The organism is Streptomyces sp. LUP47B (genome assembly GCF_001746295.1).
Lineage (GTDB): Bacteria > Actinomycetota > Actinomycetes > Streptomycetales > Streptomycetaceae > Streptomyces.
In genome coordinates this window covers 160,329-176,434 of record NZ_MJAH01000001.1, presented here as the reverse complement: position 1 = coordinate 176,434, position 16,106 = coordinate 160,329, and the positions used below count along the sequence as shown (strand labels likewise).

The 16,106-nt window shown below is 70.9% G+C and carries 15 protein-coding genes; 14 read left to right on the top strand and 1 reads right to left on the bottom strand.

Annotation, left to right across the window (positions count from 1 at the left end):
• Positions 1–46 precede the first annotated feature (46 nt).
• The 12 genes from BFN33_RS00795 to BFN33_RS00740 all read left to right on the top strand — a co-directional run bounded on the left by BFN33_RS00795 (position 47) and on the right by BFN33_RS00740 (position 13,705).
• Positions 47–2,188 (top strand): glycoside hydrolase family 27 protein, encoded by a 2,142-nt coding sequence (locus tag BFN33_RS00795; protein ID WP_069758872.1) that lies wholly within the window; start codon positions 47–49, stop codon positions 2,186–2,188.
• Between the two features lie 112 nt (positions 2,189–2,300).
• Positions 2,301–3,590, top strand: coding sequence for an ABC transporter substrate-binding protein (locus tag BFN33_RS00790; protein ID WP_069757884.1), 1,290 nt, complete (start codon positions 2,301–2,303; stop codon positions 3,588–3,590).
• A 1-nt stretch (position 3,591) separates the two neighbouring features.
• Positions 3,592–4,524 (top strand): carbohydrate ABC transporter permease, encoded by a 933-nt coding sequence (locus BFN33_RS00785; RefSeq protein ID WP_069757883.1) that lies wholly within the window; start codon positions 3,592–3,594, stop codon positions 4,522–4,524.
• Positions 4,524–5,372: a carbohydrate ABC transporter permease gene (locus BFN33_RS00780; RefSeq protein WP_069757882.1), complete on the top strand. Its 849-nt coding sequence runs from the start codon at positions 4,524–4,526 to the stop codon at positions 5,370–5,372. The genes BFN33_RS00785 and BFN33_RS00780 overlap by 1 nt, the downstream gene beginning before the upstream one ends.
• Positions 5,369–7,462 carry an alpha-galactosidase gene (locus tag BFN33_RS00775; RefSeq protein WP_069757881.1) on the top strand — a complete coding sequence of 698 codons (2,094 nt, stop codon included), beginning with the start codon at positions 5,369–5,371 and terminating at the stop codon, positions 7,460–7,462. Before BFN33_RS00780 ends, BFN33_RS00775 begins: the two co-directional genes overlap by 4 nt.
• 51 nt (positions 7,463–7,513) lie before the next feature.
• Positions 7,514–8,287 (top strand): SDR family NAD(P)-dependent oxidoreductase, encoded by a 774-nt coding sequence (locus BFN33_RS00770; RefSeq protein ID WP_069757880.1) that lies wholly within the window; start codon positions 7,514–7,516, stop codon positions 8,285–8,287.
• Positions 8,288–8,354: 67 nt separating this feature from the next.
• Positions 8,355–9,095 carry a FadR/GntR family transcriptional regulator gene (locus tag BFN33_RS00765; RefSeq protein ID WP_069757879.1) on the top strand — a complete coding sequence of 247 codons (741 nt, stop codon included), beginning with the start codon at positions 8,355–8,357 and terminating at the stop codon, positions 9,093–9,095.
• Positions 9,092–10,237, top strand: coding sequence for a galactonate dehydratase (gene dgoD / locus BFN33_RS00760; RefSeq protein WP_069757878.1), 1,146 nt, complete (start codon positions 9,092–9,094; stop codon positions 10,235–10,237). The genes BFN33_RS00765 and dgoD overlap by 4 nt, the downstream gene beginning before the upstream one ends.
• Positions 10,238–10,239: 2 nt before the next feature.
• Positions 10,240–11,118 (top strand): hypothetical protein, encoded by an 879-nt coding sequence (locus BFN33_RS00755; RefSeq protein ID WP_256122572.1) that lies wholly within the window; start codon positions 10,240–10,242, stop codon positions 11,116–11,118.
• A 30-nt stretch (positions 11,119–11,148) separates the two neighbouring features.
• Positions 11,149–11,781: a bifunctional 4-hydroxy-2-oxoglutarate aldolase/2-dehydro-3-deoxy-phosphogluconate aldolase gene (locus tag BFN33_RS00750; RefSeq protein ID WP_069757877.1), complete on the top strand. Its 633-nt coding sequence runs from the start codon at positions 11,149–11,151 to the stop codon at positions 11,779–11,781.
• Positions 11,778–12,668: an SMP-30/gluconolactonase/LRE family protein gene (locus BFN33_RS00745; protein ID WP_069757876.1), complete on the top strand. Its 891-nt coding sequence runs from the start codon at positions 11,778–11,780 to the stop codon at positions 12,666–12,668. Before BFN33_RS00750 ends, BFN33_RS00745 begins: the two co-directional genes overlap by 4 nt.
• Positions 12,665–13,705 carry a sugar kinase gene (locus BFN33_RS00740; RefSeq protein ID WP_079140458.1) on the top strand — a complete coding sequence of 347 codons (1,041 nt, stop codon included), beginning with the start codon at positions 12,665–12,667 and terminating at the stop codon, positions 13,703–13,705. The genes BFN33_RS00745 and BFN33_RS00740 overlap by 4 nt, the downstream gene beginning before the upstream one ends.
• A 379-nt stretch (positions 13,706–14,084) precedes the next feature.
• Here BFN33_RS00740 and BFN33_RS00735 read toward each other — a convergent pair whose 3' ends face one another.
• Positions 14,085–14,570: a MarR family transcriptional regulator gene (locus BFN33_RS00735; protein ID WP_069757875.1), complete on the bottom strand. Its 486-nt coding sequence runs from the start codon at positions 14,568–14,570 to the stop codon at positions 14,085–14,087.
• Positions 14,571–14,652: 82 nt separating this feature from the next.
• Here BFN33_RS00735 and BFN33_RS00730 point away from each other — a divergent pair, with 82 nt between their 5' ends.
• Together BFN33_RS00730 and BFN33_RS00725 are read left to right on the top strand one after the other, a co-directional pair.
• Positions 14,653–15,513 carry an NAD(P)H-binding protein gene (locus tag BFN33_RS00730; protein WP_069757874.1) on the top strand — a complete coding sequence of 287 codons (861 nt, stop codon included), beginning with the start codon at positions 14,653–14,655 and terminating at the stop codon, positions 15,511–15,513.
• Between the two features lie 29 nt (positions 15,514–15,542).
• A complete protein-coding gene (locus BFN33_RS00725) occupies positions 15,543–16,106 on the top strand; it encodes a DUF1772 domain-containing protein (RefSeq protein ID WP_256122571.1) in 564 nt (187 codons plus the stop codon).

Genomic DNA, 16,106 nt, shown 5'->3' with positions numbered 1-16,106 from the left:
GCGGCCCGCGTCACACCTCCTGCTTCCCAACCTCTGGGAGATGCACGTGACTTCACGTCCGCCCGTACGCGATCACCGACCCGTCCGGTTCGCCCGGACCACGCTCGCCACTGCCATCGCGGTGGCCCTGGCCGCCACCGTGACGCCCTCCGCCCACGCCGTCCAGGCCGTGGACCAGGGTGCGCCCGACTACTACGACAGCGGTCTCGCACCCACGCCCTACATGGGCTGGAACACCTACTACGGCCTCGGCGCCCCCACCGAGAAGGAGGTGCGCTCGGTCGCGGACAAGCTGGTCAGCAGCGGTCTGCGGGATGCCGGCTACGACATCGTGTGGCTGGACGGCGGCTGGCAGGCCGATAACCCGCGCGACGACCAGGGCCACCTGGTGGCGAACCCCGAGCGGTTCCCCTCAGGCATCCCTTCCCTGGTGAACTACCTGCACAAGCGCGGCCTGCGGGCCGGCATCTACACCGACGCCGGCACCTACGACGGCGGCAAGAGCTGCGGCCTCGGCAGCCGCGGGTACTACGAGCAGGACGCCCAGCAGTTCGCCGGGTGGAAGGTCGACGCCATCAAGGTCGACTTCCTGTGCGGGATCGGCGCGAAGCTCGATCCCGGGCCGGCGTTCAAGGAGTTCAGCGACGCGGTCGCCAAGTCCGGCCGCCGGATGCTGCTCAACCTGTGCAACCCGCTCACCGACGACTGGGGCCTGCCGCACAGCCCCGAGCAGGACGCGCACAACACCTACGTCTACGCCCCGACGATCGCCGACTCCTGGCGCACCGGCACCGACATCGCCTGGGGCACCCCGAGCCCCGGCCAGTGGCCCAACGTCCTGCGCAACATGGACGCCAACGCCTGGCACCCCGAGGCGCAGGGACCCGGCCACTACAACGACCCCGACTACCTGATCCCGACCCGTCGCATGGCGGACGGGAACCTGGAGCTGACCGAGGAGGAGTCCACCACCCAACTCGTCATGTGGGCGGAGATGGGTTCCCCGCTGATCCTCGGCTCCGACCCGCGCACCCTCTCTCCGTCGATGCTGGCCACCCTGCGCAACCCGGAGATCATCGGCGTGGACCAGGACCGCCTCGGTATCCAGGGCGTTCGCGTCGCCACGGACCCCACCGGCGACGTCTACAGCAAGGTTCTCTCCGGGCACGGCCGCCGGGCGGTCGTCCTGCTCAACCGCTCCGACCAGGCAGCCGAGCGAACCGTCAAATTCTCCGACGTCGCCCTCGGCGGCCGGGTCGAGGTCCGCGACCTGCGCGCACGCGCCGACCAGGGCACGCACACCGGGTCGTACACGGTCACGGTTCCCGCACACGGCACGGCGTTCCTCGAGCTCACCGGTGACGACGCGTTGCCCGGCACGAAGCTCGGCCTGCCCGCCACCGCAAGCCCGGCTGCCGTCCGCACCGGTTCGGCGCTGGACACCTTCGTGCGTGGTCCGCGCGGCACCCTGCTCCAGCAGACCTCCGACGGTACGGGTAGCCGCGTCCGCGACCTGGGCCGCCCGGTCAGCGGCGGTGTCCTCGGCCAGCCCGCCGCCTACGCCTCGGCCGGCGGCCGGATCGACGTCTTCGTCCGCGGCGCCGACTCCCGCGTCTACCGGCGCGCGTTCACCGGCGGCCGCTGGGGCGGCTGGCAGAGCCTGGGCGGCAAGGTCGCCGACGCCCCGAGCGTCGCCTTCGACGACCCCGCGCACTGGACGCTGTTCGCCACCGACGCCGACGGGCGGATCGTACAGCGTGGGGCCACCACCGGCTGGACCTCGCTCGGTACGCCCGGCAGTCACCCGGCGTACGGCAGGCCCTCGGCGGCCGTCGATTCCGAGGGCCGCGTCCACGTCGCCGTGCGCTCCGCAGCCGACGACATCTGGACCCGCAGCCGCACCGCGACCGGCGAGTGGTCCGACTGGACCTCCGTCGGCGGCACGGTCAGCGGCAGCCCCACCCTCGTCGCCTCCGGCGACAGCGTGCTGCTCTACGTCCGCGCAGGTGACTACACGCTCTGGCAGCAGCGGTACAGCTCCGGTTCTTGGCAGGGCTGGAGCAAGCACGAGGAGTTCCCGAGCGCCGCCTTCGAGGGTTCGCTCGGCGTCGCCGCAGGCCCGGACGGCACGGTGGACGCGGTCTACCGGGGGCTCGACGGCACCGTCCACCGCACCCAGTTCAAGTAACCAGTCATTGATCTCGACGTGGTGCGAGCACCACACGAACCTTGATTCGCCGCGACGGGCCACGGGGCTCCGGCCGCACGGTCCCGTCGCGTGAATCCCCCGGGAGCGTTTCATGACGAACCATCAGACGAGCCGCCGGCGTTTCCTCGCCGGACTCGGTGCCACCGGTACGGCGGCCCTGCTCAGCGGCTGTGTCACCTCCACCTCCACCAGCAAGTCCTCCTCGAAGGGCGCGGTGACCCTCCAGTCGAACCTCTCGGCGCCGCAGGCCAAGGCCGCCATGGAGGACCTGGCCGCCGCCTACGCCAAGAAGGGGTCCGAGCACCTCAGCCTCAACACCGTCGCCGCCGAGACCTTCCGCACCCAGCTGCCGACATACCTCACCTCGGCCAACCCGCCGGACGTCCTCACCTGGTACCCCGGCTCGGTGGCGGATGCCTACGCCAGGAAGAACCTGCTGCTCGACCTCGACGACGTGTGGAACTCCTCGCCCGACCTCAAGCGCTACTCCAAGGCGCAGAACCGCCTGTGCACCGCGACCTCCGGCAAGAAGGTCTTCGTACCCGCCACCTCCTACTGGTGGGGCATGTTCTACCGGAAGTCCCACTTCGCCAAGTGGGGTGTCAAGGAGCCCAAGAGCTGGGACGAGTTCCTCGACCTGTGCGACAAGCTCAAGAGCAAGGGGGTCGCCCCGATCGGCCTCGGTGCCGGCGGCAACACCCCCTGGGTGGCTTCCGCCTGGTTCGACTACCTCGACATCCGGATCAACGGCGCCGCGTACCACCGCGAACTCCTCGCAGGGAAGCACCGGTTCGACGACCCCGAGGTACGCAAGGTCTTCGACCGCTGGCAGGAGGTGCTGCCGTACTTCGACCCCAACGGCACCGCCATCGCCTTCCAGGACGCCACGACCGCCCTGCTCAACGGCCGCACCGGCATGATGCTCATCGGCACCTTCTTCGCCGACGCGGCACCCAAGAACGCCCTGGACGACATCGACTTCTTCCGCTTCCCCGTCATCGACTCCAAGGTCCCGCTCGCCGAAGAGGCCCCCGTCGACGGCTACTTCGCCAGCGCGCGCACCGGCCGCCGCGAGCAGGTCTACGACCTGATGCGCTACCTCGCCACCGCCGAGGCGCAGGAAATCTACATCAAGGGCTCCTCCGGAACGGTCCTGCCCTGCAACCCCGACGCGAAGGACGCCGGGACCGCGCTGGTGAAGAAGGGCCGTGAGCACGTCGACTCGGCCGTCGAGATCACCCAGTTCTTCAACCGCGACTCCAGCGACGCGCTCCAGCCCACCGCCGACACCGCGCTGACTAAGTTCATCGCCAAGCCCAAGTCGATCGGCTCGATCCTCACCGACTGGCAGCGCGACGCCCAGAAGATCTGGAACGCTTGAGGTGGCAGTGCTCACCCCCACGCGCAAGACGCCGGCCGTCGCGCCCGGCGGCGGGCGCGGCCGGCGGCCCGGCCGCCGCACCCCGCCGCTCGTCCTCGCCTTCGTCCTCATACCGCTGCTCGCCGAGTCCGTGTGGGTGTTCTGGCCAGCCCTGCAGGGCTTCTACCTGGCCCTCACCAAGTGGGACGGTGTCTCGGCGCCCCAGTTCGTCGGACTCGGCAACTTCCGCGAGATGGTGCACGACGAGGTCTTCCGGACCGCGGCCATCGACACCGTCCTGTGGCTGGTGCTCTTCGGCGGGCTCTCGGCGCTCCTCGGCCTGGCCGCCGCCCTCCTCCTCCAGGCGGAGCGGCGGGGCGTGGGCTTCTACCGGGCCGCGCTGTTCCTGCCCGTCGTCTTCTCGCTGGTCGCCACCGCCCTGGTCTGGCAGGCGATCTACCAGCCGGACGGCGTCCTCAACCAGGTCCTCGGCTCCATCGGTCTCGGCAGCCTGCGCCACGCCTGGCTCGCCGACCAGGACACCGCCCTGTACGCGGTGATCGTGCCCGCCCTGTGGCGCCAGATCGGCTACGTCATGGTCCTGTACCTGGCCGGCCTCAAGGGCATCGACCCGGCGCTCCACGAAGCCGCCAAGGTCGACGGCGCGAGCGCCTGGCAGCGCTTCCGCCACGTCACGCTGCCCCAACTGAGCAGTGTCAACGCGGTCGTTCTGTCCGTCATCGTCATCGACTCGCTGCGCTCCTTCGACGTCGTGTGGTCGCTGACCCGCGGCGGCCCCTACCACTCCTCCGAGCTGCTGAGCACCTACATGTACTCCACCGCGTTCCAGTCACTGCGCCTGGGCTACGGCTCCGCCCTCGCCGTCGTCATCTTCGTGCTGGCCTTCGGCGTCATCTGCTCCTACCTCGTCCGCGCGTTCCGGGAGGCCGACTGATGTCCGCCCACTCGACCGCGCTGAAGCGCAGACGAGCCGCGACCGCCGGATTCCACCTCAGCGCCGGACTGCTGTCCCTGCTCTGGCTGCTGCCGATCCTCCTGGTCCTGGTCACCAGCCTGCGCTCCTTCGACGACATCGCCGCCAACGGACTCGGCAGCCTCCCGCACTCCTTCACCCTCGCCAACTTCCGACAGGCCTGGGTCGACGGCGGCCAGCAGCGAGCCCTCATCAACAGCCTGCTCGTCACCATTCCGTGCGTGCTGATCACCCTGGCGCTCGCCGCGATGGCCGCGTTCGCCCTCAGCCGCTACGAGATGCCGCTGCGCCGCAGCCTGCTGCTGCTCATGCTCGGCGGCAACCTGCTGCCCCCGCAGATCCTGCTCATCCCGGTGTCCAGACTCAGCGAGCTGATGGGCGTCTACGACACCCTTCCCGCGCTGATCGGCGTGCAGATCGGCTTCGGCGTCGGCTTCTACGTCTTCGTCCTGCACGGCTTCATGCGGTCCATCCCAGCGGAGATCCAGCAGGCCGCGGTCGTCGACGGGGCCGGCCCCTGGCAGATCTTCTGGCGGATCATCCTCCCCCTGACCCGCCCCGCACTGGCCGCACTCAGCGCCCTGTCCTTCACCTGGATCTTCAACGACCTGCTCTGGGCCATCACCGTCCTGCGCAGCGACACCAAGATGCCCATCACCGCCGCCCTCATCGGACTTCAGGGACAGTACGTGTCGATGTGGAACGTGATCGCGGCCGGTTCGGTCATCGCCGCCGCACCCACGGTCGCCGTCTTCCTGCGCTTCCAGCGGCACTTCGTGGCCGGCCTCAACCTGGGAGCGGTGAAGTGACCTCCTACGAACGCTGGACGCTCCGCACGGAGCACACGAGCTACACCGTGCGTCTGTCCCCGGACGGACCGTGGGCCGAACTCGACGCCTGGGGCCCACTCGGCGTCGAGGACGGCCCCTCTGCCCTGGACTGGTCGCATCGCACCCACTTCATCACACCCGCCGACGCCGCCCCCGCCGAGTACCTGCCGTACGGACTGAGGCCGTTCACCGGTGCCGAGCTGGTGGCGGCACGCCCGGGGGAGGACCGCGGCGTGTGGTGGGAGTTCGACGGTGCCGAACAGAACGCGGACGGACTGCGACTGACGTTCACCGACAACGCCACCGGACTGCGGACCACGCTGTGCTACGCCGCCGTGCCCTGCACCGACGTCATCTTGCGCTGGACCGAGCTGACCTGCACCGGCGACGGCGAACTGCGCCTGGAGCGGTTCGACTCGGGCGCCGTCAACGTGCCCATCACCTCCGGAGCCCGGCTCACCTACCTCGCCGGACAGTGGTCGCAGGAGTTCACGCGCACCCAACTCCAGCTGGAGCGTGGCACGTTCACCATGGGCAGCAGGCAGGGTGCGCCCGGACACGCGTACGCCCCCTGGATGGCCATTCAGGACGGGGCGCTGTCCGACGGCGACATCACCCCCACGTACGGCATCGCCTTGGAGTGGCCGGGCAACTGGCACATCACGGCGGAGGCCGAACCGGGCGGCAGCGTGCGCGTGCGCGCCGGGCGCGTCCCGCACGAGGGCGCGGTCCTGCTCGCCCCCGGTGAAACCCTCGTGACACCCCGTCTCGCGTGCGCCTTCAGCCCCAGCGGACTCGACGGCCTCTCCCGTGTCTGGCACCGCTACGAACGCCGGCTGTCCGGCGCGCGGCTGCACCGCCCCCGCAAGGTGCTCTACAACTCCTGGGAGGCCACCGGCTTCGACGTCGAGGCGGCCGGACAGCTCGAACTGGCCAAGGCGGCCGCCGACATCGGGACCGAGCTCTTCGTCGTGGACGACGGCTGGTTCACCGGGCGCAGCGACGACACCGCAGGACTCGGCGACTGGCACCCCGACCCGGCGGCGTTCCCGGACGGCTTCGGCCGGTTCGTCGACGACGTCCGCTTTCTGGGTATGGACTTCGGCCTGTGGGTGGAGCCCGAGGCGGTCAGCCCCGGCAGCCGCCTTTACGCCGAGCACCCCGAGTGGGTCTACCGGATAGAGGGCCGCCCCGATCGGCTGGTGCGTAACCAGCTCCTGCTCGACCTCGGCCGCACCGACGTCCAGGACTTCGTGATCGGCACACTCGACCGGCTCCTGGGCACCTACGACATCGGTTACCTGAAGTGGGACATGAACCGCCCGCCGACCGAGCGCGGCCGGCCCGGCGCCGGCCCCGCAGACCGCCTCGACCTGGATGCCGGGCACGTCGCCGGATACCTGCGCGTCCTCGACCACCTGCGCGAGGCCCATCCCGAGGTCATCATCGAGGGCTGCGCGGGCGGCGGCGGACGGATCGAGCACGCCACGATCGCCCGCACCGACGTCGTCTGGCCCAGCGACAACACCGCCCCGCTGGACCGGCTCGCCATCCAGTTCGGTTTTCTGCACGCGCACGCGCCGCACGTCATGAGCTCCTGGGTCACCGACGCGCCCGGCGTCTTCGACCCGCGCCCGCGCAGCCTCGCCTTCCGCTTCGTGACCGCCATGTGCGGGGTCCTGGGCATCGGCGCCGACCTGCGCGCCTGGACGCCCGGGCAGCGGGCCGAGGCCGCGACGTGGATCACCCGCTACAAAGAGGTGCGGGACGTGATCCACCACGGAGAGGCACGGCTCCTCGGCACCCCCGACGACCGCACCTGCGGCGTGCAGTACGACACCGGCGAGCGCACGGTCGTGGCCGCGCTCAGTACCGGCCGCCTCGACGGCGCTCCACTCGTTCCCGGCCGCCCTGACCGGCTCCGGCTGCGCGGACTCGACCCGGCGGCGCGCTACCGGGACACGGCGACGGGAACGGCATACGGCGGTGCCCATCTGCTGCACCACGGGCTCCCGTTCGCCTGGAGCGCCGCGCACGACGCCGACCTGGTCGTACTGAGACGCGAGTGATCCCCTTATGTTTCGAGCAAGCCCTTACGCCCGAAGGAGTCGGATTCCACGATGGATCAGCCCGCACGACGGCATGGCGCACGCTTCACCGGCCGGACAGCCGTGGTCACCGGAGCGGCCTCCGGCATCGGAGCCGCAGCCGCCGCACGTCTGGCCGAGGAGGGAGCAGCCGTCGTGCTCGCCGACGTCGCCGAGGAGCAGGGCGAGGCCCTGGCGGAGCGGATCGGCAAGGACGGGGGCCAGGCCCGGTTCGTGAGAGCCGACGTCGCCCTCGAGGAGGACTGGGCGCGGGTCGCCGCCGCCGCGCACGACTTCGGGCCCGTGGACGTCCTCGTCAGCAACGCCTTCACTGTCGACGTCACGCCTGCCCACGCGATGACCCTGCCGTCGTGGCAGCGGCAGCTGGATGTGAACCTGACCGGCAGCTTCCTCGGCTTCCGCGCGGTGCTGCCCGATCTGCAGGAGCGCCGAGGGTCGGTGGTGCTGACCTCGTCCGTCCACGCCCACCGGGGCATCCCCGGGCATCCTGCGTACGCCGCCGCCAAGGGCGCCCTGCTCTCGCTGTGCGGCCAGCTCGCCGTCGAGTACGGGCCCGAGGTGCGCGTCAACGCCGTCGTACCCGGGCCGATCCTGACCGCGGCCTGGGACCGGGTGTCCGAGGACGAGCGCGAGCGCAGCGTCGCCGAGACTGCCGCCCGGCGCTTCGGCACACCCGAGGAGGTGGCCGCGGCGATCGCCTTCCTCGCCGCCGACGAGGCCTCCTACATCACCGGCACGAGCCTCGTCGTGGACGGCGGCTGGAGCGTCGTGAAGGCCTCCGCATGACCAGCCCGGGAACCCCGATACACACCACGCCCCCGAAACGCAGGACGCAGCAGAAAGGCCGTACAACATGACCCCCTATGCCCGCCGCGGCGTGCACGGCCAGACCGTGGAGGCCCTCGCGCGCCGCATTCTGGGCGGCGAGATCCCCGAGGGGGCCACGCTCGACCTGGTGGCGCTGCAGAGCGAGCTGGACGTGAGCCTCACCGTGGTGCGCGAGTCCCTGAAGGTGCTCGCCGCCAAGGGGATGGTCGACGCCCGGCAAAAGCGTGGCACCTTCGTCCGCTCCCGCGCCGACTGGAACCTGCTCGACGCCGACGTGCTGCGCTGGCAGTTCGAGGGCGGCCGGACCGGCGAGGCCGACCGGGCTCTGCTGCAGAGCCTCGCCGAGGTCCGCGCCATCATCGAACCCGCCGCGGTTCGCCTGGCCGCCGAGCGCCGCACCGACGCCGACCTGGCCGCCCTGGACGCGGCGCTCGCGGCGATGGATCGTAGCGAATCCGATCCGGCGCATGTCGTCGACGCCGACCTCGCCTTCCACCGCGCGCTGCTCGCCGCCACCCACAACGAACTCCTCGAACGCATGGAGATGGTGCTCGAGTCCGGTCTCGCCCACCGCGACCGCATCGTGCACAGCTCCCCGCACAGCGAGGACCCCCTGCCGGCCCACCGCGCGGTCCTGGACGCCGTACGCGAGCGGGATCCGCTCGCCGCCGAGGCCGCCATGCGGGCCCTGCTCGAACAGGCCGGGCGCGACCTGGACCGGGTCGGCACCTCCGACGACGAGACGGAAGGCACCCGCCCCCAGTGAAGATCACCCGCATCGAAACCTTCCTGGTCCCGCCGCGCTGGCTGTTCTGCCGCGTCGAGACCGACGACGGCGTGACCGGCTGGGGCGAACCCGTGGTCGAGGGGCGTGCCGAGGTCGTCCGGGCCGCCGTGGAGGTACTGGCCGAGTACCTGATCGGCCGGGACCCGCTGCACGTCCAGGACCACTGGCAGGTCCTGACCAAGGGCGGCTTCTACCGGGGCGGCCCGATCCTCTCCAGCGCCGTCGCCGGACTCGATCAGGCCCTGTGGGACATCGCCGGCAAGACATACGGCGCCCCGGTGCACGCCCTGCTCGGCGGCCCCGTGCGCGACCGGGTCCGGGTCTACGCCTGGGTCGGCGGCGACGAACCCGCCGAGCTCGGCGAGCAGATCGCCGAGCAGGTCGAGGCCGGCTTCACCGCGGTGAAGATGAACGCCGCCGGAGCCACCTCACCCGTCTCCACCGTCGCCGAGACGGCGGCCGTCGTGGCCCGCGTGAGCGCCGCGCGCGAGGCCCTCGGCCCGGACCGGGACGTCGCCGTCGACTTCCACGGCCGCTTCAGTGCCGCCGCCTCCCGCCGCGTTCTCGCCGAACTCGCCCCGTTGCACCCGCTGTTCGTGGAGGAGCCCGTCCTGCCCGAGCAGAATCACCTGCTGCCGGGCCTGGTCACCTCGACCAGTGTGCCGCTCGCCACCGGTGAACGCCTGTACTCGCGTGCCGAGTTCCTGCCCGTGCTCGGCGCAGGCGTCGCCGTGGCCCAGCCCGACCTCTCGCACGCCGGCGGGATCTCCGAGGTGCACCGCATCGCCTCGCTCGCCGAGACCTACGGCGCCCAGCTCGCCCCGCACTGCCCGCTCGGCCCGATCGCATTGGCGGCCAGCCTCCAGGTCGCCTTCGCGACACCGAACTTCCTCATCCAGGAGCAGAGCCGCGGCATCCACTACAACAAGGGCGCCGACCTGCTCTCGTACGTCGTCGACCCCGAGCCGTTCCGGTTCGTGGACGGGTACGCGCCGCGCGGTGACGCCCCCGGCCTCGGCATCACCGTCGACGAAGCCGCTGTACGCGCTGCCGACCGCACGGGGCACGCCTGGCGCAACCCGGTGTGGCGGCACCCCGACGGTTCGTTCGCGGAGTGGTGACCATGCCGCTCCTGTTCACTACTGATGCCGCGCACGGCGGGCGTTGGACCTCGCTGAACGCGGGCGGTCGCGAGTGGCTGTGGCGGCGTCAGGGCGTCGGGCGCGAGCGGGTGTCCCCGGGCGACGCCTTCGTGGATGCGGGCGGCCTGGAGGAGTGCGTGCCGACCGTGCGGGGCACGCCCGATCACGGTGACGTGTGGTCGCGGGCCTGGAGCCGCCATGGCGACACCGAACGCGTCGCGTGCAAGGCGTTCACCCTCGCCCGTACCGTCCGGGCCACCGCCGACGGCGTCCGGGCGGACTACACGCTCGTAGCCGACCCCGGCTACCGCTTCGTGTGGGCCGCCCACGCCCTGCTCGACCTCTCCGAGGGGGCCGAACTCCGGGCCCGCGCGGGCACACCCACCCGCGTCTTCCCTGAGGCTTCCTCCCTGCTTGACGCCCCTTGGCCGAACGGCGCTGCCTGGGTGGAGGGCAACTGGCCCGCACCGGGCGGACTGCGCCTGGACCGGTTCGGCCCGGACGACGGTACGGCTGTCGGCGCCGTCCTCACGTGCGGCCGTGCCTGCGTCCACGACGGCGCCGACCGGTTGTCCCTCGCCGTCGAAGCCGAGGGACAGCCGGTGTCAATCGCACTGTGGCGCAACCTCGGCGGCTTCCCGCCCCCCGACCCCTACCGCAGCACCGGGGTCGAGCCGATGCTCGGCCGTACCTTCGACCTCGCCGATGCAGGCCCGGGCGACGCCGCCCAGGTGCCAGCCTCCGGCGAGGTGCACTGGCGGCTCACCTTGACCGCCAGTTGCATCTGTCCCCGACCCTCCGGCTGCTGCTCTGCCGGGGGCAGCAGCGGGCGCATCCGCCCTGGGGCACGCCACAAGTAGCGAAAATCGATACAGAAGGAGCCCCTGCTCGTGGACCTTCGAGCCGCCCTGGCCGACCGCCGTCTCGTCGCCATTGTCCGCGGAAGCGACCCGGACGCCGCGCTGCGCACCGTACTTGCGCTGGCCGAGGAGGGTATCGATCTCATCGAGGTGTCCCTCAGCGGTGCCGACGCGCTCGGCGTCATCGCACGAACCGCCGCGGAACTCGGACCGGACCGGCCGATCGGCGCGGGTACCGTGCTGACCGCCGACGACGCGCACGCCTCGCGGGATGCCGGCGCCACCTTCGCCGTCACCCCCGGGCTCGGCGCGGGCTCCGTCACTGCACGCGACCTCGGACTACCGGTCCTCGCAGGAGTCATGACCCCCACCGAGATCATCGCCGCCCGCGCTCAGCACACCGACGCGCTCAAGCTTTTCCCGGCCGGCGACATCGGGGGACCGGCCTACCTCAAGGCCCTGCGCGCTCCCTTCCCGGACGCCGTGTTCGTGCCCGTCGGCGGCGTGGACCTCGATGCCGCCCGCGCCTATCTCGCCGCCGGTGCCACTGCCGTCGGTGTCGGCTCCCCGCTCGTCGCCGATGCGGCCGACGGCGGCAGCCTCGCCGCTCTGCGGGAGCGTGCCCGCGCCTTCCGCGCCACCGTTGAGGAGGCCAGCGCATGACCGAGCAGCAACTCCGGCCAACCCGGCCCGACCGCCTCGAACTTGGCGAGGGCATCCGCTGGACCGGCGACGGCATCGTCCTGGTGGACATTCTCAAGGGCCGCCTGCTCACCGCCCCTGGCGACCCCCATTCCCCGCTTTGCGAGGTGCTCCGGCTCCCCGTCTCGCTGGGTGCGGTGGCACCCGTCGCCGGCCGGCCCGGCACCTGGATCGCCGCTGCCGGTACCGGCGTCTGCCTCCTCTCTGCGGAAGGCATCACCACCTGGCTCGCCACGCCCGAGGATCGCCCCGGACCGGACATGCGCATGAACGACGGAGTCGCAGATCCCTCGGGCCGCTTCTGGGCGGGCAGCATGGCCTACAACACCACCGAGGGCGCGGGCACCGTCTACCGCGTCGACCACGACGGCACCGTTACCCCTGCCCTGAAAGGGCTCACCATCCCCAACGGCCCGGCCTTCACTGCCGATGGCCGCACCATGTACCTGGCCGACAGCGCCCACGCCGTCATCCGCAAATACCCGATCGACCCCGACACCGGCACCATCGGCGCCCCCCAGAACTTCCTCACCGTGGACGAGGGCAGCCCGGACGGCATGACGGTCGACGCCGAAGGCGCCCTGTGGTGCGCCGTCTGGGGTACCGGCACAGTCCGCCGGTACCTCCCACACGGCACCCTCGACCGGATCGTGCGCCTTCCTGCCGGACAGCCTGCCGGCGTCTGCCTCGAAGGCACGCTGCTGCACGTCACCACCGCTACCGTGGGCCTCGACGCCCCCGGCCCCTACGACGGCGCAGTCTTCAGCATTCCCGTCGAGGTGCCCGGCACGCCGACGCCTGCGTTCCGGCTCAACCCGTCGGCACCCGTGGCCGGAGGCCTCGCATGACGGACAGCTGGCGTCCGGCACGAGGACGCGTGGTCTGCATCGGCGAGACCATGGCAGCTCTCGCCCCCGACCCGCCCGCGCCCCTGGGCGACGCTCGCCGCCTGCGGTTGTCGGTCGCGGGAGCAGAATCCAACGTGGCGATGTACCTCGCGGACCTTGGCGTGTCGGCCACCTGGCTCTCGGCACTCGGCGACGATCCACTGGGCAGTCGGGTACGTGCCGCTGTGGCCGCCTCCGGGGTCGAGGTCACCCATGTACGCACCGACCCCGACCGGCAGACGGGCCTGATGTTCAAGGACCCGGCGCCCACCGGCACCCGCGTTCACTACTACCGCAAGGGGTCCGCGGCGTCCGCGCTCGGCCCGGACCTGCTCGACCTCGAGGTGCTGCGCACCGCCGCCGTCGTGCACTTCACCGGCATCACACCAGCCCTGTCCACATCCTGCCGTGAGCTGGTCACTCGCGCCCTCGCCGTCCCCGCTGCCGAACGCCCCTACGCGATCAGCTTCGACGTCAACCACCGCGCCCCACTGTGGCCCAAGGACACCACCGCCTCGCACGTACTGCGCAGCCTTGCCGGGCGCGCCGACATCGTCCTCGTCGGACTCGACGAGGCCCAGGACCTGTGGGGTACGAACCTGACCGCCACCGGCGTACGTGAACTTCTCCCGGAACCGCGGATCGTCGTCGTCAAGGACGGCTCACGCGAGGCCACCGCGTTCACCGATGCCGGTGCCGTGAAAGTTCCCGCTCTGCGCGCCGCCGTGGTCGAGCCCGTAGGCGCGGGCGACGCCTTCGCAGCAGGCTTTCTCGCCGGCATGATGCGCGGCGAACCCATGAACCGTGCCCTGCGCATGGGCCACATCACAGCGGTCTCCGCCCTGCAGGTGACCGCAGACCACGGCCCACTCCCGCCGCCCAGCACCGTCGACCAGTTCCTCGTCCTCACGGATAAGGAATGGGAGGCGTACGAGGAGCCACCGAGGTCCGCAATAAAGAGGCGCGAAGACGGGCACCGGGGGGCCAAGCCAGCCTGATGATTGTTCACATTGAGGGCAGTTGACCGTGCCAACTCATCGATCGCTACGGCCTGCACGGTCAGCCGGTCCGGCACCTGATCGTCGTCTCCTACATCCCGCGCAAGCGCAGTCGGCTGTGGACTACACCGCTATTCGCAACCTGACAGGCCGGGTGACGCTCGAAGGGGGGTTTGTTGGTGTGTGGAGTGGCGGCTGGCCTGATGTGTTGCTGGTGTGCTGAGGGGCGGCTTCGTCCTCGAAGAAGGCAAGGCTCAGCCGGTTGCCGGTGACGGAATCAGCGAGGTGATGGCCGTCGTGGATGCCAGGCTCGCTGGTTTCGGCCTCCAGCACCCCGTTGCGATCGTCGGCAGGACGCCACCCGGTCAGAGGAGGGGCGTCAGTTGCCGGCCAGTTCCTCGGCCGCGTTTCGCCCGGCGTCGGCTGTGCGGCGGAGGAAGTCGGCGAGCCGTTCGAGGTCGGCGTCGTCGTAATCGGCGCAGATCCGGTCCACCGAGGAGTTCATCCCGGCGAAGAGCTCCAGCAGTTCGGCGTTGCGGTCGCGCAGGGCTCGGACCAGGAAGGCCCGGCGGTCCGCCGGGTCGCGGTCGCGGGCCACCCAGCCGGCACGTTCGAGCCGGTCGAGAACCCCTGTCGTCGTGGCGGCGTGCAGCCCGGCCCGTCGGGCCAGCGCGGTCGGGCTCAGTGGGCCGTGGGTGTTGATGAGGTCGAGGCAGTCGAGGTCGATGTCCTTGAGTCCAAGGCGCGTGCCGACCCGGCGGTTGAGCAGAGTCAGCTCGGCGCCCAGCTCCCGCAGTCCCTGCTTGACCTCGACGGTGGCCCGCCGTCGACGACGGTCCGCATCCTCAGATGATACGGGAACCATAATGTACGCCCCTCAAACTAATATGCTACGGTTCTCGTATATTACGGCACTCGAACGAGGGCCGGATGAAGGGGGCACCGTCATGTTCGTGGTGATCGGAGCGACAGGGAGCGTCGGACGGGAAGCGGTCCGCCTCTTGCTTCAGGCCGGTGAGAAGGTGGTGGCGGTCACCCGCGATCCAGCCGCCGTTCTGCCCGATGGTGCGCAGGTGGTGACCGGGGATCCGTCCAGGCCGGACAGCCTCACAGCACTGCCGGACGGCGTGGAGGCGGTCCTGCTCAGCCCACGTGCTGTCAGTGGAGCCGCCGCTGAGCTGCTGGCGCTGGCCGCGGCGCGGGGCGCGCGGCGGGTGGTGACATTGTCGGCCTCGACCGTGGAACACCCTGCCGGCCACCGGCGGTTCGCCGACGAGTTCAGGGCGGTGGAGGAAGCGGTCAGGCGCTCCGGTCTGCAGTGGACGTTCCTGCGGTGCGCCGATTTCGCCGCCAACGCTCTGGCCTGGGCTCCGCAGATCCGCGCGACCGGCGTCGTACGGGGCGCCTACGGCGACGCGGTGACTTCGCCGATCCATCAGCGCGACGTCGCGGAGGTGGCCGTACGGGCACTCGCCGACCGTGCGCACGCGGTGCATGCGGGCCGCGCCTACCTGCTCACCGGCCCACAGTCGCTCGACCAGCGGGACAAGGTCCGGCTCATCGGCGAAGCCATCGGCTGGGACCTGGCCTTCCAGGAACTCGCCCCCGCTCAGGTCCGCCAGGCCATGCTCGACCAGGGCCTCGCCGAGGACATTCCCGACCGGCTCCTCGGCTCCCTTGCCGATTATGCGAACAAGCCGGGCCCCTCCACGGACACCGTGGAGCAACTCCTGGGCCGCCCGGCACTCACCTTCGCCGCCTGGGCCGCCGAGAACAGCGCCGCTTTCAGGCCCCCGGTCGGCTCATGAACCCGCGGCGCCGGAGAGGAGAGACGAAGATGCCGTACAGCCCGGTTGCCAAGGCGGCGCGAGGGGCCGGCTTGTTGTTCACGGGCGTCTTCACAGGCTTCCTCGTCGCCGTACTCGTCCTCGAACGGTCCCTGCGGGGTTTCGACCGTCACGTCTACACCCAGGTCCGTCAGGTCGAACTCGATGCACTGGACAAGCTTGCGGTCGTCACGCTCCTGCCTGCACTGATCATCACAGGACTGCTCGTCGCCTCCACGTTCAGGCAGGGAAGACGCACCTCCTGGTGGATGCTGACGGCACTCACCCTGCTGGTCGGGGTCCTCGCCCTGACCCTCGTGATCAACATGCCCATCAACGCCGACCAGCTCGACTGGAGCGTGCAGGCACCGCCCGCGGACTGGGCGTCCGTACGTGATCGCTGGCAGATCGCCCACAGCGTGCGGACCAGCGCGGCCGTGCTCGCGTTCGGAGCTCTGATCGCCGACGCGACGAGAACGTCGCACGGCCCCCAGCAGGAAACACCGGCTTCGCCGCCCGACGAACTCCCGGCGGCACCGGAGGACTCCGCACTGCGCCAACGGACAGGAAGGTGA